Consider the following 22614-nt stretch of genomic DNA (forward strand, 5'->3'; position numbering starts at 1 on the left):
GAGGCCCGGAACACCGCCTGTTCGCCGGGGACCGAACACCGCGCGCCCGGCGAGGCCGGAAACGCCACCCGTCCGCCGGGGCCCGAACACCGCCCGCCCAGCGAGGCCGGGGAGCGCCACCCGTCCAGCGAGGCCCGAAACACCGCGCGCCCAGCGAGGCCGGGAACGCCGCCTGTCCGCCGGGGCACGGGATACCGCGCGCCCGGCGAGGCCCGGAACACCGCCTGTCCGCCGGGGACCGAACACCGCCCGCCCAGCAAGGCCCGGAACACCATCCGCCCGCCGGGGCCCGAACACCGCCTGTCCGCCGGGGACCGAACACCGCCCGCCCGGCGAGGCCGGAAACGCCACCCGTTCGCCGGGGCCCGAACACCGCCCGTCCAGCGAGGCCGGGAACGCCACCCGTCCACCGGGGCCCGAACACCGCCCGTCCAGCGAGGCCGGAAACGCCACGCGTCCAGCGAAGCCCGGAACACCACCCGCCCGGCCGGTCACCGCCAGCCGCAACTCGTGCCCGTCGGCGCTCAGCTCACGGCCCGCACCGGGCGTCCCGGACACCACGCCCGCGTTGTTGACCAGCACGTCGAGCTCGGGATGCGCGTCGGCGACATGCCCGGCCAGTTCGCGCACCTGCGCCAGCGAGGCCAGGCCGGCGACGAACGCCTCGCGCGCCCCGGAACACCGCCCGCCCGCGAGGCCCCGGCACGCCGCCCGCCGGGGCCCGCGAAACGCCGCCCCTCCGGCGACGCCCCGGGACGCCGGGCAAGCGCGTCCGCTCCCGAGCCGACCCGAACGACGACCACGGAGCGGGCCGGAAGAAGCCGACCGCCCGTGCGGGTGGTCGGCGAAAAACTTCTCCGGGGAGGTGCATGAACCGTCGGCGACGGGGCACGCGTGGGTCAGGCCCCGCCGCGTTCCCCCGTCGCGGCGGGGCTTTCCGCTGCCTCCCGCGCGCGATGGTCGGTGACGTCCAGGAAGATCTGGTCGGCCTCCGGAACCGTCCGGGCGATGGAGCGCTTGATGCGGACGGCGACGTCCTCGACGCGCTCGCTGTCCAGGCCGGGCACGAGGTCGACGCGGGCGGCCACGAGTGCCGAGTCGAGGCCCGTCTTCATGGTGAAGAGCGCCTCCACGCTGTCGATCTCGGGCTGTGCCCGCAGCAACTCCCGGATCTTCCCGCTCGCCTCCCGGTCGGCGGCCTCGCCGATCAACTGGTCGCGGGCGTCCCGGCCCAGCCGGTAGGCGACGTAGACCAGCAGCGCGCCGATCGCCAGGGACGCGGACGCCTCCCAGACCACCTGGCCCGTGACCATGTGCAGCGCCATGCCGATGATGGCCAGCGTGACGCCGAGCACCGCCGTGCCGTCCTCGGCGACGACCGTACGCAGGGCGGGATCGCGCAGCCCGGCGCCCATGCCACCCTGCCGGCGCACCTGGTACAGCGCTCGCACCAAAGAGGCGCCCTCCGCGAGGAGGGCGATACCGAGCACGATCAGGCCGGCCACATAGCCGCCGAGTTCCTCCTCCGCTCCGCTCGCCAGGGCCTCGAAGCCCTGGAAGAAGGAGAAACAGCCGCCCATGACGAAGATCCCGACGGCCGCGAGGAGCGACCAGAAGAACCGCTCCTTGCCGTAGCCGAAGGGGTGACGCCGGTCGGCGGGGCGGCGGCTGCGGCGCAGCGCGGCCAGTAGGAACACCTCGTTCAGGCTGTCGGCCACCGAGTGGGCCGCCTCCGACAGCAGTGCCGGTGATCCCGCGGCCAGGCCGCCGACCGCCTTGGCCGCCGCGATCACCAGGTTGGCAGCGAGCGCCACCAGCACGGTGACGCGTGTCCTCCGATCAGATCCTTGTTCAGTCACCCACGCCGATTGCCCCGGTCGGCGGTCATCACACCGTGCCGTCGGCGGAAAAAGGGGAACGCGTTCACCAGGGCACACCCACGACAAGCAGGCCACACGTACGCCGAAGGAGGTCATTCCCATGAGCCGCGACGACGGCAACAGCGCCTACGGAAGGAGCAGGTTCAAGCGGTCCAAGGCCCATTTCTCGGACCGGATCACCGCCGATGGCCGAGGCGGCTGGCCGGTGGAGGCCGGCCGCTACCGTCTGGTCGTCAGCCGCGCCTGCCCGTGGGCGAGCCGGTCGCTGGTCTCCCGGCGGCTGCTCGGCCTGGAGGACGCGCTGTCCCTGGCCGTCGCCGACCCGATCCAGGACGACCGCAGCTGGCGCTTCACGCTGGACGAGGACGGCCGCGACCCGGTCCTCGGCATCCGCTATCTGAGTGAGGCGTACGACCGCCGGGAGACGGACTACCCCGGCGGTGTCAGCGTGCCGGCGATCGTGGACGTGCCCAGCGGACAGCTGGTCACCAACGACTACCAGCAGCTGACGCTCGACCTCGCGACCGAATGGACGGCCCTGCACCGGCGGGGCGCGCCCGATCTGTACCCGCACGCGCTGCGCGACGAGATCGACGAGGTGATGGCGGACGTCTACGAGGACGTCAACAACGGCGTGTACCGGGCGGGTTTCGCCACCGAGCAGGAGGAGTACGAGACCGCCTGCGCGGGCGTGTTCCGGCGGCTGGAGCTGCTCGCGGACCGGCTGGAACGGCAGCGGTACCTCGTCGGCGACACCATCACCGAGGCGGACATCCGGCTGTTCACCACGCTGGTCCGCTTCGACGCGGTCTACCACGGCCACTTCAAGTGCAACCGCTGGAAGCTGACGGAGAATCCGGTGCTGTGGGGATACGTCCGGGACCTCTACCAGACGCCCGGCTTCGGCGACACCGTCGACTTCGACCACATCAAGCGCCACTACTACCAGGTGCACACGGGCATCAACCCGACCCGCGTCGTGCCGCTGGGCCCGGACCTGTCGGGCTGGCTTACTCCGCACCACCGCGAGGAGCTGGGCGGCCGGCCGTTCGGTGACGGTACGCCGCCCGGGCCGGTCCGCGCCGAAGAGCGGGTCCCGGCCGCCCACACATCCTGACCATCCCACCCACCCCTCACCGACCAAGGAGATTCACGTGGCCAAGAAGAAGAAGCTGCCCTTCGCCTACCAGCCCCTCGGGTTCGTGCTGGGCTGGTCGAGCGGCTGGCTGGCCGGGCTGGCCTTCCGCAAGACATGGATGGCGATCCGCAACGAGGAGGACGCGCCCGACGCGCTGGACAAGGACCGCGGCTGGGGGGAGATCCTGCTGGCCGCCGCGGTCCAGGGCGCCATCTTCGCCGTGGTGCGCAGCGCCGTGGACCGCGCGGGCGCCAAGGCCATCGAGCGTTCCACCGGCACCTGGCCGGCCGGGGAGAAGGGCGGCCGCGACTGAGAACGGCACGGCCCCGCCCGCCGGTGCGGCGGGCGGGGCCGGCCCGTCCTGCGCGAGGGGTCACGCGCACCCCCGCCGCCCCGTTCAGCCCTGCTTCGGTGCGGTCGGTGGAGTGCGGCGCAGGGTGAAGGAGTGGCCTGCCGGGTCGGCGTAGCCACGCTCCTCCAGGGGGCCCGAGGGCTCCTTGGCCTCCAGGGGGCGGCCGCCGAGGGAGATGACCCGGCGTTCCACCGCGTCGAGGTCGTCCACCACGAACTCCAGGTGCGCCTGGAGGGAGTTCTCGGGGCGGGGCCAGCTGGGCGGGGTCGCGTTGACGTCCCGGCGCAGGGCGATGCGGAAACCGTCGGCGCCCTTGATCTCCACCCGGTTGGCGGTCGCGTCCGCCTCCTCCCCCTCCAGCAGCTCCTTGTAGAACACGGCGAGCTTCTCGGGCTCGGCACAGTCGAGCACCAGGACACCCGCTTTCACCAGTGCCATGTCTCCTCCGCAGGATTCCGGCCGCGGGGCGGTCGTGCCCCGCGGCCTCGTACCTTGCGGTTATCCCGGTCGGGCCGATTCAGTCGGCCGTCAACCACCGTCCGTCGCGCATGAGTTCGCGGCCGTCCAGCTCGTCGGCCTCCCGCCAGGCCTGTACCCGCTGCGGCACGACGCGGAAGTAGAGGTACGGCGTGGCCAGCCGGCGGGGGTCGAACCCGGTCTTGGCGGCGAAGAGTTCGGCGTCCTGCTCGGTCAGCTCCCCGGGCTGGACGGTCTCGACGGTGCCGTCGACCAGGACGACGTCACGGGTCGGCCCGATGCCGACGCGGGCCCGGCCGGTCGCGGCCAGGTTCCGTCCGGTGGGGCTCGACGCGGGCGTGGCGAACAGCAGATACGAGCCGTTCCACAGGAACGACAGCGGGACGAGGTACGGCGTCCCCGACGTGCTGCCGGCCGTGGCGACCCAGGCGTCCACGTCGTGCTCCAGACGGTGCAGGGTGTCCTTCTTGCGCTGCTCAGCGCTGCGTACGGGTGCGGACGTCATCGTCGGCGGTCCTCCTGGAAACGTGGTCGACGGACGCTTACCAGTGTGACGTTCCGAGGCTGCCCGGGCCCGGCGGACAGGCCGATGCCGGGCGAGGGAGGAGGGAGTATACGCAGCTCAAGAGGTTTGGGCAGTAACGGAGATCACGGCAGGGTCACGGAATGGCTGATTCCCGCCCTGGGCAGTCTCGTACCGCTTCTCGGTTCAAGTTTCGGACTGCGAAGCCCAGTTCGAGTGTGCGGGCGGTCACGGCACCGTTCGTTCGCAGGGGTGGGGGGACTCTGCGGTCCGTCTCCCGAAAGGAAGCACATGCCTCAGGACGTCCGGTTCGACCTCCCCTTCGACACCCCGGTCAGCGAGCATCTGGAGTACGCCCGGGCACGCCATCTGCGCTGGGTGTGGGAGATGCGCCTGGTCCGCAGCCGGGAGGGGTTCGAGGAGTACAAGTCCTGGGACCTGCCCCAGGCGGCCGCGCGCACCTATCCGCACGCGTCGGCGGACGACATGGTCGTCCTGATGAACTGGTTCTCGCTGGCCTTCCTCTTCGACGACCAGTTCGACGCCAGCCGGCCCGACCGCGCCGACCGCATAGCGGAGGTCGCCCGGGAGCTGATCGTCACTCCCCTGCGGCCGGCGGGCAGTCCGCCCCGGGTGGCCTGCCCGATCACCCTGGCGTGGGCGGAGGTCTGGAAACACCTCTCGCGTGGCATGTCCCTGACATGGCAGACGCGGTTCGCCGCCTCGTGGGGACGGTTCCTGGTCGCGCACTGCGAGGAGGTCGACCTGGCGGCCCGGGGCCTGGAGGGCACGCTGGGCCTCGACGAGTACGCCGAGTTCCGGCGCCGTACGGTCGGCATCCACCACAGCATCGACGCGGGCGAGCGCAGCCGCGGCTTCGAGGTGCCGGCTCAGGCGATGGGGCATCCGGTGATGGAGCGGATGCGCGACCTGGCCGCGGACACCATCGGCTTCATGAACGACATCCACTCCTTCGAGCGGGAGAAGCGGCGCGGCGACGGCCACAACCTCATCGCCGTGCTGCGCCAGGAGCGGGGCTGCTCCTGGCAGGAGGCCACCGACGAGGCGTACCGGATGACGATCGCCTGTCTCGACGAGTACCTCGAACTCCAGGCGCGCGTCCCGCAGATGTGCGACGAGCTGCGGCTCGACGAGGCGGAGCGGGACCGGGTGCGGATGGGCGTCGAGGCCATCCAGCACTGGATCAACGGCAACTACGAGTGGGCGCTGACCACCGGCCGTTACGCGGCGGCGAAGGAGGGCCCGGTGGCGACGGCCGAACTGGCCGGGCGGGGCTCGGTGGACGACCTGCTGACCGTGTGACGACGGGCCGGGTGCCCGGCCGGACAACCGGCCGGGCACCGCGTCAGACGGGGAACTCGACCGGCAGGCTGTCCAGCCGCGACTCCCACGTGGAGGCGGTCGAGGTGAGCTCCTCCGGAGGCACGGCCAGGGTCAGGCCCGGCAGGCGGTGCAGCAGGACGTCCACGGCGATCTCGATGATGGACTGGCCGATGCTCTGCCCGGGACACTCGTGGGGACCGGAACTGAACGCCAGATGCGCCTGGTTGCCCTGGACCGAGACGCCGGTGTCCGGCCGGATCTCCGGGTCGGTGTTGCCCGCCGCGAGGCCGAGGACCAGCAGGTCGCCCTCCTGGAGCTGGTGGCCGCCGAGTTCCAGGTCGCCGGCGGCGAACCGGCCCGGCAGCACGGCCAGCGGAGGGCTGTTCCACATGACCTCCTCCACCACGGCCGAGATGTTGAGCTGCCCGCTGATCAGTCCGGAGAGCCGGGCGGTGTCGGTGAGAATCAGCTGGAGGACCCGGGCCAGCAGATTGCTGGTGGTGGTGTGCGCGGCGATCAGCACCAGCCGCAGATGGCTGACCACCTCCTCCTCGTCGAGGCCGGCCGCGTGCCCGAGCAGGGCGGTGGTGAGGTCACCACCGGGTTCGGTCCGCTTGCGCTCGGCCAGTTCCCCGAGGATCACCATGATGCGGTCGTTGTGCGCGAGGGCGTCCTCACCGCCCTTGAGGACCTGGGCGCAGGACTCGACCAGGTCCCGCCCCTCCGCCTCGGGCAGCCCGAGGATGCGGGACAGCACGAGCATCGGCAGGTACTCGGCGTAGTCGGACACGAGGTCGGCGCGCCCGGTGTCCGCGAACGCGTTGATCTGCTTGTTCGCGAAGTGGGTCGCGTGACGCCGGATGCCCCGGGCCGAGGCCGCCTGGAGTCCGTCGGTGACGGCGGCCCGCAGCCTGCGGTGCGGCTCGCCGTCCTGGGAGACGCAGTCGGGCCGCCAGCCGAGCATCGGGATCAGCGGCGAGGTCTCCTCGACGCGCCCCTCGGCCCAGTCCCGCCAGATCCGCGCGTCCCGGCTGAACTGGCGGGGGTTGTCGAGCACCCGCCGGTTGTCGCGGTAGCCGAGGACCAGCCAGGCGGGCACGTCGCCTTCGAGCAGCACCGGCGCGACCGAGCCGTGTTCCTTGCGCAGCCGCTCGTAGATGCCCGCCGGGTCGGTCGAGGCCTCCGGCCCGTAGAGCCGGGTCAGTTCGGTCGCGTGGTGGGCGACGGGGCAGCCGCGCGGTGCCTGGAGGGGATTTTCGGTCTGATCGTTCATCGGGGCTCCAGGGCCACGGCCGAGCGTTGCTTCAGGTGGTGGATCAGGGCGACGAGGACGTCACGGCTGGAGGCCCGGTCGCGGGCGTCGAAGGCCACGACCGGGGTGTGCTCGGGGATGTCCAGGGCGTCCCGGATCTCCTCGACCGGGTAGTTCCGGGAGTCGGGGAAGACGTTCAGCGCCACGACGAAGGGGACGTCCTGCCGCTCCATCTCCTCGATCGCCCGGAAACTGGACTCCAGGCGGCGCGTGTCCACCAGGACGATCGCGCCGAGCGCCCCCTTGAACAGCCCGTTCCACAGGAACCAGAACCGCTCCTGGCCCGGCGTGCCGAACAGGTACAGCACCAGGCTCTCGTTGATGCCGATCTTGCCGAAGTCCAGGCTGACGGTGGTCTGCGTCTTGTCGGAGACGCCGATGAGGCGGTCGACGTCGACACTGGCCTGGGTGAGGGTCTCCTCGGTGGTGAGCGGCTTGATGTCGCTGACCGACCGGACCATGGTGGTCTTCCCGGTGCCGAACCCGCCGGCGATCATCACCTTCACCGAGCGGGTGTCCCCGGCCGCCCGCCCTCCGGGTTGGTCAAAGCCTTTCAAGTCCACTGAGTACCTCCTCAAGGAGCGCGAGGTCGGGCCCGCGGCCGGCGTCGTGTGCCGGGATGGGATCACGGGCTTCCACCCGGCCTGCGTCCAGCAGGTCCGACAGCAGCACCGCGAGAATGTTGAAGGGCAGCCCGAGGTGGGCGCCGAGTTCGGCGACCGACAGCGGATCGCGGCAGCGCCGGAGGATCTCCTCGTGCTCGTGCTGCATGCCCGGTAACGGGGCGGCGCGGGAGACGACGAGAGTCGCCACGTCGAGGCTCGACGCCGAACCGCCCGGTCCGCTGCGCCCTCCCGTGAGGACGTAGTAGCGCTCGAGACCGGACGGGTCCGACGGCCTGCGGGGAGCACTCATCCAGAGTGCTCCTCCAGGCGCGGAGTGGTGCCGAGGAGCTCACCCATCCTGCGGGCCAGGTCTCTCATCTGGTGCCCGAGCAGGCCCTGGTCGAGGCCCTCCCTGGCGAGGACACCGAGGTACGTCTCCACACCGGCGCGGACGACGAAGAGGTGCCCGCCGTCGACCTCGATCATCGCGAGGCGCAACTGCCCGGCGTACTTGGGGAACTGTTCGGCGACCGGCTGGGCCAGGGCCTGGAGGCCGGCCACCACGGCGGCGAAGCGGTCGACGTCGTCGGGGTCTTCGGCGCCGTAGGAGGTGATGGCCTTGCCGTCGCTGGAGGCCACGAGGGCGAAACGGATCTCCTGGATGCTCTCGACGAGATCGCGGAGCGCCCAGCTCACATCGGTTCCTTGCTGCGTCATGAGGACTAGTCGCTCTCTTCGGTGCGGTGCTCGGTGGACTCGCGTCCGGCGGGGGTCTCGCGGTCGTCGGCCGCCTGGGAGGCCTCCGCGGCGTCGCGTCCGGCGGTGGCGAAGGCCGCGAGACCGGAGAAGGAGGCGTCCGGCGGGACGGCGGAGACGGCCGTGCTCCGGTCGGTCCGCTCGGCCTGCCTGGACCCGTCCGTCTCGTTCCGCTTGCTGCGGCGCCGCGGCAGTCCGCCGGGTGTGGTCTCCACACGGTCCGGCTGCGCGGCCGCTGCCGGTGCGGTGACCGTCTCGCGGGCCGGGGCGGTCGCGGCGGTGCGCACCTCCGGGGCGGGCGCGGACTGGGCGGCCGGGGCCGCGGGCAGCGGGCTGAAGTACTTGTGCGGGACCACGACCACCACGGAGGTGCCGAGCCACGGGGAGTCCGCGAAGGTGACGCGGATGCCGTAGCGGCGGGCGAGGGCGCCGACGACGCGCAGGCCGATGCTCGCGTCCTCGGTGATGCCGCCGAGGCCGGCGCCGGGCGCGGTGCCCGCGAGGGCGTGCTCGGCCTCGCGCTTCTTCTCCTCGCTCAGGCCCTTGCCGGAGTCCTGGATCTCGATGCCGACGCCGTTGGGGACCTCCTTGCCGGAGATGAGCACCGGCTCGGTGGGCGGCGAGTAGCGGGCGGCGTTGTCCAGGAGGTGGGCGAAGATCAGCGTCAGGTGGTCCACCAGGCCGCCGTCGACGCCGAGTTCGGGCAGATGGCGTACCTGGACGCGGTGGAAGTCCTTGATCCGGCCGATGCCGCCGCGCACCACGCTCAGCAGCCGCTGCGGTTCCTGCCACTGGCGTCCCGGACGGTCCGAGCCGCCGAGCACACCGATGCTCGCGGCGAGCGAGTCGGCGGGGCCGAGCTCCTGGTCGAGCTCCATCAGACCGCGTGCGACGGCCGGGAGCCTGCCGTGCTCGCCCTGCATCTCGTGCAGCCGGCCGCGGAGCTTGCTGGTCAGCACGTGGATGCGGTTGCCGATGCTGATCACGGCCTGCTCGGCGGTGGTGGAGCGGTCGAACTCCGCCTCCAGGCCGATCAGGGCGGTGCGCAGCAGCTTGCGCAGTTCTGCCTGGAGATCGGCGCTGACCTTCGCGCACTGGTTGACGGTCGGCAGGACGTCGTCGATGGCCTCGCCCGAGCGCAGCTTCTCCATGGCGTCGGGCAGTTGCTCGTCGGCGAGCCGGGTGACAGCGGCGAGCTGGTGGGAGAGCTGCTCCTGCCAGACCTCGGCCTGGTCGGCGAGCTGGGCCTCGTAGGACCTGGCCTGCTCGGTCAGCCGTTCCTCATAGGCCCGGGACTGGTCGGCGAGCTGCGACTCGTAGGCGGCGCCCTGCTCGGCGATGCGCCGCTCGTAGGAGGCGTTCTGCTCCGTGAGCTGGGACTCCAGGGTGGCGCGCTCGGCGGAGAACTTCCGTTCCAGGCCCGCGACATGCTGCTGCCACTGCTGGTTGTGCTCGGCCTGCGTGGTGCGGAAGGAGCCTTCCGCCCGGTGCAGTTGGGCCCGGGTGCGCAGCAGCAGGCGTACGCACACGGCACCGGCCGCCGTCGCCGCGACACCGGCGACGGCCGTGGTTATTCGCTCCGAGCTCATGAACGTGGCGGCAACGGTCCCGCCTCCCAAGCCCAGCGGCATCAACCACCAGCTGTACCAGGCGACAGGGGCCCGCGCCGCCGGCGGCGGAGTGGCGAGTTCCATCTGCATCCTTCGAGGCAACACGATCGAACGGGGGGGTGTGGACCGCACTCATGAGTACGCACGGCGAGTCGACCGGACGCGATCGCGTCAACTCGCAGCGCCGTTCGGAACCTTATCGGGTTTGAACCGGAAAGGATCAACCTCGTCCCCCTGGCGGAGGTGAGGGTTCCGTCACGCTCCGGCAGGAAGCAACAGGTCGACAAATGGCTTTGCTGCCCGCCCAGTTGGCCGGACGCCAGGTCGTGGCCGGTCAGCGGGCGGTCTGGAACGTACGGCGGTAGGCCTGCGGGGTCACTCCGATCGCCGCGTTCAGGTGCTGTCGCAGGGAGGCGCCGGTCGCGAAGCCGACCCGACCCGCGATCTGGTCGACGGTGAGGTCGCTGGACTCCAGCAGATGCCGGGCCCGGGCCACCCGCTGCTGGATCAGCCAGCGGCCGGGGCTGAGGCCGACCTCGTCGTGGAAGCGGCGGGCGAAGGTGCGCAGGCTCATCCGGGCGTGGCCGGCGAGGTCGGCCAGGGTGAGCGGTTCGCCGAGGCGTTCCAGGGCCCAGGAGCGGGTGGCCGCGGTGCTCGCGGCGCCCTGTTCGGGGACGGGCTGTTCGATGTACTGGGCCTGGCCGCCGTCCCGGAACGGCGGGACCACGCAGCGGCGGGCGACGGTGTTGGCCAGGCGGCTGCCGTGGTCCTTGCGGACCAGGTGCAGGCAGACGTCCACGCCGGAGGCGGCTCCGGCGGAGGTGAGGACCGGGTGGTCGTCGACGAACAGCACGTCGGGGTCGAGGTCGACGTGCGGGAACATGCGCCGGAAGCGGTCGGCGACCTGCCAGTGGGTGGTCGCCCTGCGCCCGTCGAGGAGCCCGGCGGCGGCGAGCACGAAGGCGCCGGTGCAGATGGAGACGATGCGCGTCCCGGGGCGGATGAGCGCGAGCGCGGCCAGGACGTCACCGGGCACCTCGTCGGTCAGGTGGGCGGGGGCGACGGGCGCGATCACCACGGTGCCGGCCGTGGCCAGGACCTCGGGGCCGTGCTCCACGGTGACGCCGAAGTCCGCGTTCGTGCGCACCGGACCGCCGTCGACCGAGCAGGTCAGCACCTCGTACCGGTCGTCGGCCGCGCCCAGGATCCGGCTGGGGATGCCCAGTTCGAACGGGTACACGCCGTCCAGGGCCAAGACCACCACTCGCTCACGTCGCATGGCACGATCCTATCGAAGGTTGGCCATCCTGCCATTGGCGGGCCGGGCGCGGGCAGGCACGCTGGATGACCATGAGCACACAGAACACGATGCGAGCCATCAACCAGGACGTCCTCGGCGGTCCCGAGGTCCTGAAGGAAGTGGAAGTCGAGCGCCCGGCGCCCCGGCCGAACGAGGTGCTGGTCCGGGTGCGGGCCGCCGGGGTCAACCCGACCGACTGGAAGCACCGCGCCACGGGCGGCTTCCTGGGCGAGCCGCCCTTCGTCCTCGGCTGGGACGTCTCCGGGGTGGTGGAGGCCGTCGGCATCGGCGTCGCGGCGTTCGCGCCCGGTGACGAGGTCTTCGGCATGCTGCCGTATCCGTACGGGCACGGCTCGCACGCCGAGTACGTCATCGCCCCGGTGCGGGCCCTGGCCCGCAAGCCGGCCGGTGTCGACCACGTCCAGGCGGGCGCGCTCCCGCTGGTCTCGCTCACCGCCTGGCAGGCGCTCACCGAGCACGCGGACCTCCAGCCGGGGCAGCGGGTGCTGATCCACGCCGCGGCAGGCGGGGTCGGACACGTGGCGGTGCAGATCGCCAAGGAGCGCGGCGCCCATGTCATCGGCACCGCGAGCGCGGGCAAGCACGCGTTCCTGCGGGAGATCGGCGTGGACGAGACCGTGGATTACCGGGAGACGGACTTCACCGAGGCCGTGAAGGACGTCGACGTCGTCCTGGACACGATCGGCGGCGACAACGCCCTGCGCTCCCTGCGCGTGCTGCGGCCGGGCGGTGTCGTGGTGTCGATCCTGCCGGGTGGTTCGGACGACTTCTACGAGGAAGCCGAGCGGCTCGGTGTACGCGCGGTCCGGATGCTGGTCGACGCCGACCGCGCCGGCATGGAGACGATCGCGGAACTCGCCGGGACGGGCAAGCTCCGCGCCACGATCGCCGGAACCTTCCCGCTGTCCGCCGCCGCACAGGCCCACGCCTCAGGCGACACGGGCCGCACGACAGGCAAGCTGGTCCTGGTCACCGACTGAATTGAGCGCCCCAAAGGGGCGCGGGGAACTGCGCGCCCAGCCACGACAGACCCGCACACGCCGCTCCACCGCGCCCCGAGTTCTCGGCTGTCAGAACACCAGAACCGGCTTGATCGTCTTGCCCGACCGCATGTCCTGCACCGCCCGGTCGATGTCCCCGAAGGGATACGTGCCGATCAGGCGCCGCAGCGGCAGCCGGCCGTCCTTCACCAGCCGGACCAGCGCGGGGATCATGGTCTGGGTCTCACTGTCGCCGAGGGTGAGACCCACGATCCGCTTGCCGCCGAGCAGTCCGTTGACGTCCAGGGCGACCTCCGTGCCGAAGGGCGGGGCGCCGACCACGACCAGGGTGCCGCGGGCGGCGAGCGCGTCGACGCCCTGGCGCAGGACGCCGACGTTGCCCGTGGTCTCCACGACACCGTCCGCGCCCTGGCCGCCGGTGATCTCGGCGAGGGCCGGGGCGAGGTCCGTCCCGCTGGTGTCGACGGTGTGCGTGGCGCCGAGCTCCGTCGCCAGGGAGAGGCGTTCGGCGACCCGGTCGACGGCGACGATCCGCGTGGCCGGGGTGAGGGCCGCCGCCATCACGGCCGACAGACCGACGGCTCCGGCGCCCAGGACGACGACCGTGCTGCCGGTGTCCGGCTTCAGGACGTTCCAGACGGCACCGACCCCGGTCTGTACGCCGCAGCCCAGCGGGGCGATGGACTCCAGCGGCACGTCCGGGTCGACCTTGACGAGGCTGCGCTCGTCGGCCAGGGCCCACTCGGCGAAGGAGGACTGGCCGAAGAAGTGCCCGCCCAGGGCCTGGCCCCCGCGGCTGATGGTGCTCGTGCCGTCGGCCCGGCTGCCGCCGAGCAGGTTCAGCGGCAGCCAGGTCGCGCAGTACGCGGGGTGCCCGCCGCGGCAGTTGCGGCAGTCGCCGCAGGAGGTGAAGGAGAGCAGGACGTGGTCGCCAGGCGTGACGCCGGTGACGGCGGAGCCGACGGCCTCGACGACGCCCGCGCCCTCGTGGCCGAGGACCCCGGGCAGCGGGAAGGGAAGTCCGCCGCTTGCCACCCCCAGGTCGGTGTGGCACAGACCGGTGGCGACCATGCGGACCAGCGCCTCGTGCGGGCCGGGTTCGTCGAGGACGACGTCGGAGAGGGTGAAGGGCGCGCCGCCGGACTCGACGACCGCGGCACGGGTGGTGATGGGCATCGCAGGAGCTCCTTGACGACTGTCTCAGTCGAGCGAGACGACGACGGACTTGACCTTGGTGTAACCGGCGAGGGCCTCGGGCCCGTACTCGCGGCCGTAGCCGGAGTCCTTCACGCCGCCGAAGGGCACGGCGGGGTCGAGCATCGCCCAGTCGTTGACCCAGACGATGCCGGCCTGGAGCCGGTCGGCGACCCGGTGCGCGCGGGCGAGGTTGGTGGTCTGGACGCCCGAGGCCAGGCCGTAGGGGGTGGAGTTGGCGAGGGCGACGGCCTCGTCCTCGTCGTCGAAGGGCTGCACGGTGAGGACCGGGCCGAAGATCTCCTCCTGGATCACCCGGGAGTCGTTCGACAGGTCGGCGATGACGGTCGGCTTGTAGTAGTAGCCGCCGTCCAGGTCGAGCCGCTCGCCGCCGCAGACGATCCGGGCGCCCTCCTTGCGGGCCAGGGCGACGTACTCCTCGACCTTCTTCAGGTGCTTCTCGGCCGCCATCGGGCCGATGACGGTGGCCGGGTCGCGCGGGTCACCGACCGGTACGCCGGGTACGGCCTCGGCGAGGATGCCGAGCAGTGTGGGGTACACCGAGCGGGCCACCAGCAGGCGCGGGCCGCCCATGCAGAACTGGCCGGTGTTGAAGACGAAGCCCTTGATGACCGCGCCCACCGCCTTCTCCAGGTCGGCGTCCTCGAAGACGAGGTGGGCCGCGTTCCCGCCGAGCTCCATGGTGACGGGCTTGAGGGCCTCGCCGGCGACGCTCGCCACATGCCGGCCGATCGCGGTGGAGCCGGTGAAGGCGACCTTGTCGACACCGCGGTGGCGCAGCAGCGCCTCGCCGGCCACCGGGCCGCTGCCGGTCACGACGTTGACCACGCCGTCGGGCACCCCCGCCTGCTGGAACAGCCGGGCCATGTAGAGGGCGCTCAGCGGGGTCTCGTCGGCGGGTTTGTGGACGACGGTGTTGCCGGCCGCCAGCGCGGGGCCGAGCTTGCTGCCGGCGAGGATCAGCGGGAAGTTGAACGGGGTGATCGCGGCGACCACGCCGAGCGGCTCGCGCCGGGTGTAGGCGAGGGCGTTCATGGGGGTGTCGCGCAGGGCGCCGTCCTGGCTCTGGGCGAGGTTGGCGAAGTACTCGTAGTCGTTGGCCGCGTTCGTCACGTCGACCGCGCCGCACAGCGTGATCGGCTTGCCGACGTCGAGGCTCTCCAGCGCGGCGATCTCGTCGGCGTTCTCGCGGATCAGCTGGGCGACGCGGTGCAGCACCCGGCCCCGCTCGCGGCCGCTCAGGCCGGACCAGGCGCCGTCGTCGTAGGCCTCGCGGGCGGCCCGCACGGCAGCGTCGACGTCGGCCGGGCCCGCCTCCGCGACGGTGGTGACGACCGTGCCCCGGGACGGATCGACCACCTCGGTACGCGCCCCGTCGGCGGCCTCGCGCCACTGTCCCCCGATGAACAGCTGTCCGGGTTCCCTCTCGAAGGTGGTCATCGCCGCTCCTCAGCCTCGTCGCCAAGATTTCAACAAACAGGATTCCTGTTGGTTCGCAGTCTCATTACAGACAGGTTTCCTGTCAATGGTCTAACCTGCGTTCCATGCTCGACGCACAGGTGACCAAGGCGCCCCCTTCCCTGCTCTACATGGTCAAGCAGGTGGAGCTCGTCGTGCGCTCCCATCTGGACGAGCTGGTCAGACCCTCCGGGGTCACCGCTCTCCAGTACACCGCGCTGACCGTGCTGGAGCGACACGACGGGCTGTCGGCGGCCCAGCTGGCGCGCGACTCCTTCGTCACCGCGCAGTCCATCGCCGACCTCGTCCGCTCCCTGGAGGGCCGCGGGCTGGTGCGCCGGGAGCGCAACCCCCGCAACCGCCGTGAGCTGCTGATCCTGCTCACCGACGCCGGGCGGGAGCTGCTCGCACAGTACGCCGGACCCGTCCGGGAGCTGGAGGAGCGGATGGTGCGCGACCTCACCGCGCACCAGACCGAGCAGTTCCGCCAAGCCCTGATCAAGGCCTGGCACGCCCTGTCGTAGCCCGGGGCACCCTGTCGCAATCCGAGGCGCACGCCCGGAACCACGCCCGCGCTCACGCCCGCGCACGCCCCCGCGCGAACCTCGGCCAACTCGGCCGCAATTCAGAGACATATGTCAATCGAACATGCTCAAATTCACTCGTTGGAGGGTAACTTGCGGGGCGGGGAACGGTTCTGAGGACCGCGGCCCCTCCCCACGCACGGAGCAGGCTGGAGGCGATCTCGTCGTGCGGCAGGAACCTGCACCGCTCACCCGGCATCTGCGCGTCCGCCAGGAACGGGGACACACGGTGCTGGAGTTCCGTGGCGAGATCGACCTCGCCGCGGCCACGGAGATCGCCCCGCACCTGGACCGGGAGACGAACCGCCGCGCCGCCCGGGTCGTGGTCGACCTCAGCCGGATCGAGTTCTTCGACTGCTCGGGCCTGCGGCTGCTGTACCGGGCCAGGAGCCGGGTGCTCGACCGGGAAGGGCAGCTCCTCCTCGTCTGCGCCCACCCGCTGACACTGCGCGTCCTGCGGATCACCGGCCTGTCCCGGCTGCTGCCCCCGCAGCCGACGCTGGACGCGGCCCTGGAACAGCCGGAGGCGGCGTCCGGCCCGGTATGACGCCCGCGTGCGCCCCGCGGTGCTTCCGCTGACGTCCTCCCGTCCTCAACCCGCCGGTCTGGCACGGCCCGTGGCGGGCATCCGAAGAGGAGGAAGGAGGGCCGTCGCATGACGACTCCCGTCAAGCGTCTCCCCCGGCGCGTGCCCGGCTGGGCGAAGGTGGTGGGCGCCCTCGTGCTGGTGCTCGTCGTGTTCTTCGCCGGGATCCGGCTGAGCGTGATCCCGGGCCTGAAGGACCTGTTCGGCACCGAAACGCACGACCGGTCCGGTCCCGCGCTGCTGAAGTCCATCCAGGACCTCAGCCGTTACGACGCCGCCTCCGGCAACTTCCAGGTCGTCGTGGACCTGGAGAAGGACGCCAAGTTCCTCCCCGACGCGATCCGCGGCACCCGCACCCTGTACGTCGGTGCGGGCACCGTCGACGCCTATGTCGACCTGGGCAAGGTCGGCGACGACGACGTGCAGGTCAACGGCGACCGCACGTCCGCCACGCTCCGGCTGCCGCACGCGCGGCTGGGCAAGCCCGCCCTGGACCCCGACCGTTCCTACGCGGTCTCCAAGCAGCGCGGTCTTCTCGACCGCCTCGGCGACCTCTTCTCGGACAACCCGGGCGGCGAACAGGCCGTGCAGAAACTCGCGGTACGGCACATCGGCGACGCCGCGAAGGAGAGCGAGCTGACCGCACGCGCCGAGACCAACACCACGGGCATGCTCCAAGGTCTGCTGCAGTCCCTGGGCTTCAAGGAGGTGCGCGTCTCGTACGGGAGCTGATCAGCTCCCGAGGATTCCGGGCAGGGCCAGCGCGCCCAGCAGCGTGGTGCCCACCAGCAGCCACGCCACGTAGTCCCCGACGTGCCCGGACTGCAGGCGCCGCAGCGGCAGCGCCCGGTCCGGTGCGGCGAGCAGCCGCGGCCGGCTGACGGCCACCGCCGCGAGGGCGAGCGCCAGCGCGGTCGAAGCGAGGCCGAGCAGGACGCCGGGCGCGGTCCAGTGCACGGAGACGTGCACCAGGCCGCCGGTTCCGGCCTCCTGCACGGCGTGCCCCACCGCGCCGCCGAAGCCGGGGACCACACCGACGGCGAGGGATCCGGCGAGCAGCACCGCCGGGATCGCCGTCATGGTGTCCGGGACCCGGCTCAGCCGCTGCCGGGTCTCGGGTTCCTCGCCCGAGCCGGTGGTCTCGTACACGTCCCCTTCCTCCGGCCGGGGACCGAGCCCGGGGAACACGCGTGCGGCGACCCGCAGGACCGCCCCGGCGGTCACCGCGCTCGCCAGGACGTACAGCACGGTGAGCGGGCCGCCCACGGCCTCCTCGGTGACCGACTTGCCGAGCGCCGTGCCGAACGGCGGCAGTCCGGCGAGGCCGAGACCGCCCGCGACGAACAGCACGGCCACTCCGCGCAGCCGCCGGGCCCGGCCGTACAGCGCGTGCTCGTCGACCGAGCCGTACCGGTCGAGGAGGATGCCCGTGCAGGCGAACAGCGCGGCCTTCACACCGGCGTGCCCGAGGATGTACAGGGCGACCCCGTCGTCCGCCTCCGGGGTGAGGGTGCCGATGCCGGTGAGGAACAGCCCCATGTGGGCGACGGTCGAGTAGGCCAGCAGCCGTTTGATGTGCCGCTGGTACCAGCACATGACCGCGCCCACGACCGCCGTCAGCACGCCGAGCGCCACCAGGGCCCGCTCCACGTCGGCGGCGGGCAGCCCGCCCGGCCCGGAGAAGACGGTGTCGTGGACCCGCCACACGCCGAAGGCGCCGAGCTCCACCATGACGCCCGACAGCAGCATGCAGACCGGGGTGGGGGCCACCGCGTGCGCGTCCGGCAGCCAGAAGTGGAACGGGACGGCCGCGCCCTTGACCAGCAGCCCGGTCAGGACCAGGACGAATCCCGCGAGAACCAGCGCGTCGGGCGGACCGTGCGCGTCCAGCTCCTGCCCGATCCGCGTCATGCCCAGCTCGCCGGTGCGGGCGTACAGCAGCCCGATGCCCATCAGCATCGCGTACGCGCCCAGCGAGTTGACGACGCCGAAGGTCAGCGCGCCCTGCACGGCCCGGGCCTCCTCGACCCGGTGGCCGGTCAGCGCGTAGGCGACGACGCTCATCAGCTCGAACCACACGAACGCGTTGAACAGGTCGCCCGCGATCGCGAAGCCGCACATGCCCGCCTGGAAGAGCAGCAGCAGTGCCGGGAACGATCCGGAGTGCCCGCGCGGCGGTTCGTCGAAGTAGTGCCAGGAGTACACCAGGGCGGCCAGGGTCAGCGCCGAGGCGAGGGCGGCCATGCCGAGCCCCGGCCCGTCGCCCACCAGGACGATCCCGACGCTCTCGCCGCCCACGGGCACCCAGCCGCCCACCCACTCCGCCTGTGGTGGCGAGGAGCCGAGCAGGAGCACGACCGCGAGCGCCGCGGTTGCGGCGGAGACCGCGCAGCCGGCGGACTCGGCGGCGGCCCGGGGCACACGGCGGCCCGCGGCGGCCAGCAGGGCGGCCCCGAGCAGCGGGACGGCGACGAGGAGCGGCAGCAGGTGGTGCATCAGCCGCGCAGCTCGGAGAGTTCGTCGGGGTCGACGGTGCCGTGCCGCTTGGAGACCTGCACGACGAGGGCGAGGAGCAGCGCGGTGACGGTGGCGCCGACGACGACGTCGGTGAGGGCCAGGGCCTGCACGACCGGGTCGACGACCGGCCGTGCGCCGGGCTTCAGGTCGGAGAAGACGGGCGCGGTGGCCCTGTCCCGGTAGCCGACGGCCAGCAGCAGCACGTAGGTGGCGGACTGGCACACCGACAGACAGCCGACGGCGTGGATGAGGTTGCGGCTGGTGGCCAGGCCGTAGCAGCCGGCCAGGAAGACCCACGCGGCGACCAGGTAGGCGAACACGTCCATCACAGCGGCCTCACGTTCCGCTCTCCTCCTCGATCTCGACGGCCTGGTCCAGGAAGCGGGCGAGCAGCACGACGACGGCGCAGGCGACCTCCATGCCGACGGCCGCGTTGAGCAGCGGGACGGTGCCGCCGGAGGACAGGGTGTTGAACGTGCCGTGCGGCAGCAGCGTGTTGGCGAGGAAGGCGGCGCCGCCGAGCAGCGCCGCGATGCCCGTGACGAGGTAGGCGCAGACGGCGACCCCGTCGCCCACCTCGTACAGCCCGACCGGCCGGACGCGTTCCAGGGCGCGGTAGTCGGCGCCCAGGTACAGCAGGTGCAGGGCGGTCGCGGCGGCCACGCCGCCCTGGAAGCCGCCGCCGGGGCTGAGCTGCCCGTGCGCGATGACGTACAGGCCGGTGAGCAGGGCGACGGGCAGTACGAGCAGGGCGTAGCGGCGTACGGGCGGGGCGACCTCGGCGGGTTCGGGCCGGGCGCGGTGTTCGTCGCGGGTCTGGCGCAGCAGTGCGACGCAGCCGAGGACGGCCGCGAACAGGATGGTCAGTTCGCCGAGGGTGTCGAAGGCCCGCTGGTCGAAGTTGACGGAGGCGATGGTGTTGGCGGTGCGGTGGGCCAGGGACGCCTCGACGGCGCGGTCGCCGTAGGGGTGGTGGTCACCGCCGAAGGCCGGCAGGCCGAGGCAGGCCGCGACGAGCAGCGCGGCGACGCCCGCGCCGCCCACGGCGACCAGCCAGAGCCGCGTGCGAGGGCTCACCTCCCGCTCTCCTCGCGTTGTCCGCGCCGTCTCACCTTGCGGACCGTCAGCAGCAGCAACAGCGGCGTGAGCGCGGAGCCGACCGCGAGTTGCGACAGGCCGACGTCGGGGGCCTGGAGCACGGTGAACAGCACGGCGAGCACGACACCGAGGACGGACAGCACGAGGGCCTGGCGGGCGGGGTCGCGGGTGGCCACGGCCACGGTCGCACAGGCGGCGACCAGCACCAGCGCGACGGCGATCACGGCATCGTCCACGGCTGCCCTCTCCCCTGCCCGGCGCTAGGCACGACCGGTCCCTCCGGCCCCTCCGGTCAGCGCCCGCGAGGCGACGAGGTTGCCGCCGATCAGCAGGGCACCGGTCACCAGGAGCTTCGCCGTCGCCCGGCCCGGCCCGGTGACCGCGCACAGCGCCAGCACGACCACGGCCCCGAGGCCGGCCGCCGCCCAGGTCACGCCCCGGGCGCGGGGTGGGTCCTCGGCCAGTTCGCCGGCGAGCAGCCGGGCGAAGACGAGCGTGCCGACCGGGCCGAGCAGGGCGAGAACGAGGGCGAGATCGACGTAGGAGGGGCGGTCGTAGCCCTGGGCGAGGAGCAGCAGGCCCGGGCAGGCCACCGCGGTGGCCAGGTTCTGGGCGACGACCCGGCGCCGCAGCGGTCCGGTGGCGACGCCCCACAGGGACGCCGTCAGGCCGGCGGCGAGGGTGAGCGTCGCGGCGAGGATCCAGCCGTTCACCGTCCGGTCACCGCCCGTCGCGCGGCCCGCGCCGCGAGCGCCCCGAGGAGGGCCGCGCCCGCGCCGACCGCGAGTTCCAGCGGGTCGACGGTGGTGATGAAGACCAGCCACAGCGCGGTGAGCGCGGCCCACCACAGCGGTACCTCGGCCACGGCGAGGAGCGTCGTACGCCGGTTCACACGCCACCTCCACGGGCGCTGATCGTTGTGGCGGTCATCCAAGCACCGCCCCGGCCGCGGGACGCGACGGCGCGCGGCGGCTCCCAGGGCGGAGTGCCCCGGCGGACGACGGGGAAACCGTGTCCGGGAACGGCCCCGGCGGCATCGTCGGCGCCCCCGTGGGTAACCGCCCTATCACGCTGAGACGTTGAAGACTGGAGGACAAAATGGCCGGTGCAGCCTCACGTCCCCGTACGGCCGGCTCCGGCCGCGAGCGACACCAGCTGCCGCTGCCCGTGCGGCTGCTGGCGATGCTGTGCGCCTTCGCGTTCATGGTGGCCTTCGCCGTGGTGCTGGCCCGGCTCACGCTCCAGCCGTCGCCCGCGTCGGAGGCGCTGACCCACACCAATCTGCATCCGGGGCGTTCCCTGAGGGCCTATCTCGAGCAGCCGGAACTGCGGGACGCCGTCCGGCAGATCGGCGGCAACATCCTGCTGGGCGTCCCCTTCGGCGTCCTCGTGCCCGTCGTCGCCCCGCGCACCCGCGGCATCCTGCGCGTGCTGCTGCTGACCGCCGTGGTGATGCTGCTGGTGGAGTTCGCCCAGGGCGCGCTGGTCACCGGACGCGCCTTCGACGTCGACGACGTCATCCTGAACACCGGGGGCGCGCTGATCGGTTACCTGCTCCTGGGCCGCCGCCTGAGCCGCGCGGTCCACGCGCGCCGGCCCCGCGGCGGCCGGGCGGGGACGAAGCCGGCGCCCGAAAAGTCCTAGCGCACGGTCGAGGCCTAGTGCACGGTCCAGGTGAACTTGTCGCCGCCGACCCAGCGGACCACGTCCGGATCGTCCAGGTCGTGGACCGTGATGCCGAAGGCGGCGGCGGCCGCCAGTACGTCGGTGACGGCCTTGGCCTCACCGACCACCTGGCCGTCGATCTGCACGATCCGGAACGGCGGTGTGCCCGGCTGCACCCCGAGCACCATGATCCGCGGGTGTGATACGTACGGGCTCCAGCTTTCGGTCATGCATCGAGCCTAGAACGCAACCGGCGGTGGTGCGGGTTCGGCCGCCGACCGGACCGAAGGGACCGCTCAGGGGCGGCGCCAGTCGTCGCTCGTCAGGTGTGAGCCGGCCTGCGGGCCCATCCGGAGCATGCCGCCGTCGACGCTCCAGGAGGCGCCGGTGACGTACGAGGCGTCCGGGCCGGCGAGGAAGGCGATGACGGCGGCGACCTCGCGGGCGTCGCCGGGCCGGCCCAGCGGCACGCCGGGACGGCTCTCGGTGTGCGGGTCGGTGTCCTCCTGCCCGGTCATGGGCGTGGAGATCTCGCCGGGTGCGACGGCGTTGACGGTGATGCGGTACTCCGCGAGTTCGAGCGCCATGACCTGCGTGAGCAGGCCGAGACCGCCCTTGGCGGCGCAGTACGGGGCGGCGCCCACGCGCGGCTGGTGCTCGTGGACGGACGTGACGTTGACGATCCGCCCGCCGTCGCCCTGCCTGATCATGTGCCGGGCCGCCTTCTGCCCGCACAGGAACGGCCCCACCAGATCGACGTCGAGGACCTCCCGCACGTCGGACAGCTCCAGGTCGAGGAAGGGCGTCATGGTGCCGGTCCCCGCGTTGTTGACCAGCACGTCGAGACGGCCGAGGCGCTCGCACAGCTCGTCGACGGTGTCGGCGGCGTCGGGCAGCCGGGTGAGGTCCATCCGGGCGACCTCGGCCCGCCGCCCGTGCGCCCGGACCTCCTCGGCCGTCTCCTCCGCTCCCTTGTGGTCGCTGTGCCAGGTGATGCCGACGTCCATGCCCGCCTCGGCGAGCCGTACGGCGGTGGCCCGGCCGATGCCGGAGTCGGCGCCGGTGACCACGGCGACCTTGCCGGGGGGCGCGGTGGGGTCGGACATGGCGGGCCTCCTCGTCGGCGCGTTCGGGACGAGGCATCGCAGTACCCGGGTGGGTACCGGGCAAAC

General features: G+C 72.4%; 27 protein-coding genes and 1 pseudogene. 8 read left to right on the plus strand and 20 right to left on the minus strand.

Annotated elements, in window-relative coordinates; translation table 11 throughout:
* Window positions 1-492 precede the first annotated feature (492 nt).
* Both CCL05_RS46690 and CCL05_RS37895 read right to left on the minus strand, forming a co-directional pair.
* Window positions 493-669, minus strand: a pseudogene (locus CCL05_RS46690) (3-oxoacyl-ACP reductase); the annotation flags it as partial.
* A 230-nt stretch (window positions 670-899) separates the two neighbouring features.
* Complete coding sequence (locus CCL05_RS37895) at window positions 900-1820, minus strand: cation diffusion facilitator family transporter (protein WP_167409694.1); 921 nt, start codon at window positions 1818-1820, stop codon at window positions 900-902.
* Between the two features lie 160 nt (window positions 1821-1980).
* On the opposite strand from CCL05_RS37895, the gene CCL05_RS37900 reads away from it, so the two are divergent.
* Complete coding sequence (locus CCL05_RS37900) at window positions 1981-2997, plus strand: glutathione S-transferase family protein (protein WP_086565166.1); 1017 nt, start codon at window positions 1981-1983, stop codon at window positions 2995-2997.
* 37 nt (window positions 2998-3034) lie between these two features.
* Complete coding sequence (locus tag CCL05_RS37905; RefSeq protein WP_086565167.1) at window positions 3035-3331, plus strand: DUF4235 domain-containing protein; 297 nt, start codon at window positions 3035-3037, stop codon at window positions 3329-3331.
* 84 nt (window positions 3332-3415) lie between these two features.
* Here the strand turns inward: CCL05_RS37905 and CCL05_RS37910 are convergent, their stop codons facing one another.
* Window positions 3416-3808: a VOC family protein gene (locus CCL05_RS37910; protein WP_086565168.1), complete on the minus strand. Its 393-nt coding sequence runs from the start codon at window positions 3806-3808 to the stop codon at window positions 3416-3418.
* A gap of 79 nt (window positions 3809-3887) precedes the next feature.
* Window positions 3888-4352 carry a pyridoxamine 5'-phosphate oxidase family protein gene (locus CCL05_RS37915; RefSeq protein WP_086565169.1) on the minus strand — a complete coding sequence of 155 codons (465 nt, stop codon included), beginning with the start codon at window positions 4350-4352 and terminating at the stop codon, window positions 3888-3890.
* A gap of 309 nt (window positions 4353-4661) precedes the next feature.
* On the opposite strand from CCL05_RS37915, the gene CCL05_RS37920 reads away from it, so the two are divergent.
* On the plus strand, window positions 4662-5693 hold the full coding sequence (locus tag CCL05_RS37920) for a 7-epi-alpha-eudesmol synthase (RefSeq protein WP_086565170.1): 1032 nt from the start codon (window positions 4662-4664) through the stop codon (window positions 5691-5693).
* Between the two features lie 43 nt (window positions 5694-5736).
* On the opposite strand, the gene CCL05_RS37925 is transcribed toward CCL05_RS37920, so the two are convergent.
* From CCL05_RS37925 to CCL05_RS37950, 6 genes are all read right to left on the minus strand, one after another.
* Window positions 5737-6987 carry a cytochrome P450 gene (locus CCL05_RS37925; RefSeq protein WP_086565171.1) on the minus strand — a complete coding sequence of 417 codons (1251 nt, stop codon included), beginning with the start codon at window positions 6985-6987 and terminating at the stop codon, window positions 5737-5739.
* Window positions 6984-7589 (minus strand): GTP-binding protein, encoded by a 606-nt coding sequence (locus CCL05_RS37930; RefSeq protein ID WP_086565172.1) that lies wholly within the window; start codon window positions 7587-7589, stop codon window positions 6984-6986. The genes CCL05_RS37925 and CCL05_RS37930 overlap by 4 nt, the downstream gene beginning before the upstream one ends.
* Entirely contained in the window at window positions 7570-7941 is a 372-nt protein-coding gene (locus CCL05_RS37935) for a DUF742 domain-containing protein (protein WP_037668707.1), read from the minus strand. Before CCL05_RS37935 ends, CCL05_RS37930 begins: the two co-directional genes overlap by 20 nt.
* Window positions 7938-8348: a roadblock/LC7 domain-containing protein gene (locus tag CCL05_RS37940; protein ID WP_003994857.1), complete on the minus strand. Its 411-nt coding sequence runs from the start codon at window positions 8346-8348 to the stop codon at window positions 7938-7940. Before CCL05_RS37940 ends, CCL05_RS37935 begins: the two co-directional genes overlap by 4 nt.
* Window positions 8349-8353: 5 nt before the next feature.
* Window positions 8354-10081: an ATP-binding protein gene (locus tag CCL05_RS37945; protein ID WP_086565173.1), complete on the minus strand. Its 1728-nt coding sequence runs from the start codon at window positions 10079-10081 to the stop codon at window positions 8354-8356.
* Window positions 10082-10331: 250 nt separating this feature from the next.
* Entirely contained in the window at window positions 10332-11276 is a 945-nt protein-coding gene (locus CCL05_RS37950; RefSeq protein ID WP_086565174.1) for a GlxA family transcriptional regulator, read from the minus strand.
* 71 nt (window positions 11277-11347) lie between these two features.
* Between CCL05_RS37950 and CCL05_RS37955 the strand changes: the two genes are divergently transcribed.
* Window positions 11348-12298 carry an NADP-dependent oxidoreductase gene (locus tag CCL05_RS37955; RefSeq protein WP_208641706.1) on the plus strand — a complete coding sequence of 317 codons (951 nt, stop codon included), beginning with the start codon at window positions 11348-11350 and terminating at the stop codon, window positions 12296-12298.
* Between the two features lie 90 nt (window positions 12299-12388).
* On the opposite strand, the gene CCL05_RS37960 is transcribed toward CCL05_RS37955, so the two are convergent.
* Both CCL05_RS37960 and CCL05_RS37965 read right to left on the minus strand, forming a co-directional pair.
* Window positions 12389-13495, minus strand: coding sequence for an NAD(P)-dependent alcohol dehydrogenase (locus CCL05_RS37960; RefSeq protein WP_086565176.1), 1107 nt, complete (start codon window positions 13493-13495; stop codon window positions 12389-12391).
* A gap of 24 nt (window positions 13496-13519) precedes the next feature.
* A complete protein-coding gene (locus tag CCL05_RS37965; RefSeq protein WP_086565177.1) occupies window positions 13520-14974 on the minus strand; it encodes an aldehyde dehydrogenase family protein in 1455 nt (484 codons plus the stop codon).
* Between the two features lie 104 nt (window positions 14975-15078).
* Here CCL05_RS37965 and CCL05_RS37970 point away from each other — a divergent pair, with 104 nt between their 5' ends.
* The 3 genes from CCL05_RS37970 to CCL05_RS37980 all read left to right on the plus strand — a co-directional run bounded on the left by CCL05_RS37970 (window position 15079) and on the right by CCL05_RS37980 (window position 16894).
* Window positions 15079-15516 (plus strand): MarR family winged helix-turn-helix transcriptional regulator, encoded by a 438-nt coding sequence (locus CCL05_RS37970; RefSeq protein ID WP_086565178.1) that lies wholly within the window; start codon window positions 15079-15081, stop codon window positions 15514-15516.
* A 226-nt stretch (window positions 15517-15742) separates the two neighbouring features.
* Window positions 15743-16123 carry an anti-sigma factor antagonist gene (locus CCL05_RS37975; protein WP_086565179.1) on the plus strand — a complete coding sequence of 127 codons (381 nt, stop codon included), beginning with the start codon at window positions 15743-15745 and terminating at the stop codon, window positions 16121-16123.
* Between the two features lie 108 nt (window positions 16124-16231).
* Window positions 16232-16894 carry a DUF4230 domain-containing protein gene (locus CCL05_RS37980; protein WP_086565180.1) on the plus strand — a complete coding sequence of 221 codons (663 nt, stop codon included), beginning with the start codon at window positions 16232-16234 and terminating at the stop codon, window positions 16892-16894.
* Here the strand turns inward: CCL05_RS37980 and CCL05_RS37985 are convergent, their stop codons facing one another.
* From CCL05_RS37985 to CCL05_RS38010, 6 genes are read right to left on the minus strand one after another with little or no spacing between them, the layout of a single operon-like run.
* On the minus strand, window positions 16895-18658 hold the full coding sequence (locus CCL05_RS37985; protein ID WP_086565181.1) for a complex I subunit 5 family protein: 1764 nt from the start codon (window positions 18656-18658) through the stop codon (window positions 16895-16897). It abuts the gene before it with no gap.
* Window positions 18658-19005: a sodium:proton antiporter gene (locus tag CCL05_RS37990; RefSeq protein WP_167409695.1), complete on the minus strand. Its 348-nt coding sequence runs from the start codon at window positions 19003-19005 to the stop codon at window positions 18658-18660. The genes CCL05_RS37985 and CCL05_RS37990 overlap by 1 nt, the downstream gene beginning before the upstream one ends.
* 10 nt (window positions 19006-19015) lie before the next feature.
* Window positions 19016-19756: an MnhB domain-containing protein gene (locus CCL05_RS37995; RefSeq protein ID WP_086565183.1), complete on the minus strand. Its 741-nt coding sequence runs from the start codon at window positions 19754-19756 to the stop codon at window positions 19016-19018.
* Window positions 19753-20013 carry a hydrogenase subunit MbhD domain-containing protein gene (locus tag CCL05_RS38000; RefSeq protein WP_086565184.1) on the minus strand — a complete coding sequence of 87 codons (261 nt, stop codon included), beginning with the start codon at window positions 20011-20013 and terminating at the stop codon, window positions 19753-19755. The genes CCL05_RS37995 and CCL05_RS38000 overlap by 4 nt, the downstream gene beginning before the upstream one ends.
* Before the next feature lie 24 nt (window positions 20014-20037).
* Window positions 20038-20490, minus strand: a complete 453-nt coding sequence (locus CCL05_RS38005; protein WP_086565185.1) for a monovalent cation/H+ antiporter complex subunit F — start codon at window positions 20488-20490, stop codon at window positions 20038-20040.
* The gene (locus CCL05_RS38010; protein WP_086565186.1) at window positions 20487-20669 is read right to left on the minus strand and encodes a hypothetical protein; all 183 of its coding nucleotides are present in this window, start codon (window positions 20667-20669) and stop codon (window positions 20487-20489) included. Before CCL05_RS38010 ends, CCL05_RS38005 begins: the two co-directional genes overlap by 4 nt.
* A gap of 206 nt (window positions 20670-20875) precedes the next feature.
* On the opposite strand from CCL05_RS38010, the gene CCL05_RS38015 reads away from it, so the two are divergent.
* Window positions 20876-21421 carry a VanZ family protein gene (locus CCL05_RS38015; RefSeq protein ID WP_086565187.1) on the plus strand — a complete coding sequence of 182 codons (546 nt, stop codon included), beginning with the start codon at window positions 20876-20878 and terminating at the stop codon, window positions 21419-21421.
* 14 nt (window positions 21422-21435) lie between these two features.
* On the opposite strand, the gene CCL05_RS38020 is transcribed toward CCL05_RS38015, so the two are convergent.
* Window positions 21436-21672, minus strand: a complete 237-nt coding sequence (locus tag CCL05_RS38020; RefSeq protein ID WP_086565188.1) for a hypothetical protein — start codon at window positions 21670-21672, stop codon at window positions 21436-21438.
* Between the two features lie 66 nt (window positions 21673-21738).
* Window positions 21739-22548: an SDR family oxidoreductase gene (locus tag CCL05_RS38025; RefSeq protein WP_086565189.1), complete on the minus strand. Its 810-nt coding sequence runs from the start codon at window positions 22546-22548 to the stop codon at window positions 21739-21741.
* Window positions 22549-22614: the final 66 nt, after the last annotated feature.

This window comes from Streptomyces africanus (genome assembly GCF_002150735.1).
Lineage (GTDB): Bacteria > Actinomycetota > Actinomycetes > Streptomycetales > Streptomycetaceae > Streptomyces > Streptomyces africanus.

Bases quoted from the DNA above. Each gene is read 5' to 3' on its own strand.
- CCL05_RS37960 (WP_086565176.1), bottom strand. From the start codon at position 13,495: ATGCCCATCACCACCCGTGCCGCGGTCGTCGAGTCCGGCGGCGCGCCC.
- CCL05_RS37925 (WP_086565171.1), bottom strand. From the start codon at position 6,987: ATGAACGATCAGACCGAAAATCCCCTCCAGGCACCGCGCGGCTGCCCC.
- CCL05_RS37965 (WP_086565177.1), bottom strand. From the start codon at position 14,974: ATGACCACCTTCGAGAGGGAACCCGGACAGCTGTTCATCGGGGGACAG.
- CCL05_RS37945 (WP_086565173.1), bottom strand. From the start codon at position 10,081: ATGGAACTCGCCACTCCGCCGCCGGCGGCGCGGGCCCCTGTCGCCTGG.
- CCL05_RS37910 (WP_086565168.1), bottom strand. From the start codon at position 3,808: ATGGCACTGGTGAAAGCGGGTGTCCTGGTGCTCGACTGTGCCGAGCCC.
- CCL05_RS37970 (WP_086565178.1), top strand. From the start codon at position 15,079: ATGCTCGACGCACAGGTGACCAAGGCGCCCCCTTCCCTGCTCTACATG.
- CCL05_RS37950 (WP_086565174.1), bottom strand. From the start codon at position 11,276: ATGCGACGTGAGCGAGTGGTGGTCTTGGCCCTGGACGGCGTGTACCCG.
- CCL05_RS38015 (WP_086565187.1), top strand. From the start codon at position 20,876: ATGGCCGGTGCAGCCTCACGTCCCCGTACGGCCGGCTCCGGCCGCGAG.
- CCL05_RS37915 (WP_086565169.1), bottom strand. From the start codon at position 4,352: ATGACGTCCGCACCCGTACGCAGCGCTGAGCAGCGCAAGAAGGACACC.
- CCL05_RS37980 (WP_086565180.1), top strand. From the start codon at position 16,232: ATGACGACTCCCGTCAAGCGTCTCCCCCGGCGCGTGCCCGGCTGGGCG.
- CCL05_RS38020 (WP_086565188.1), bottom strand. From the start codon at position 21,672: ATGACCGAAAGCTGGAGCCCGTACGTATCACACCCGCGGATCATGGTG.
- CCL05_RS37900 (WP_086565166.1), top strand. From the start codon at position 1,981: ATGAGCCGCGACGACGGCAACAGCGCCTACGGAAGGAGCAGGTTCAAG.
- CCL05_RS37935 (WP_037668707.1), bottom strand. From the start codon at position 7,941: ATGAGTGCTCCCCGCAGGCCGTCGGACCCGTCCGGTCTCGAGCGCTAC.
- CCL05_RS37990 (WP_167409695.1), bottom strand. From the start codon at position 19,005: ATGGACGTGTTCGCCTACCTGGTCGCCGCGTGGGTCTTCCTGGCCGGC.
- CCL05_RS38025 (WP_086565189.1), bottom strand. From the start codon at position 22,548: ATGTCCGACCCCACCGCGCCCCCCGGCAAGGTCGCCGTGGTCACCGGC.
- CCL05_RS37955 (WP_208641706.1), top strand. From the start codon at position 11,348: ATGAGCACACAGAACACGATGCGAGCCATCAACCAGGACGTCCTCGGC.
- CCL05_RS37985 (WP_086565181.1), bottom strand. From the start codon at position 18,658: ATGCACCACCTGCTGCCGCTCCTCGTCGCCGTCCCGCTGCTCGGGGCC.
- CCL05_RS37920 (WP_086565170.1), top strand. From the start codon at position 4,662: ATGCCTCAGGACGTCCGGTTCGACCTCCCCTTCGACACCCCGGTCAGC.
- CCL05_RS37940 (WP_003994857.1), bottom strand. From the start codon at position 8,348: ATGACGCAGCAAGGAACCGATGTGAGCTGGGCGCTCCGCGATCTCGTC.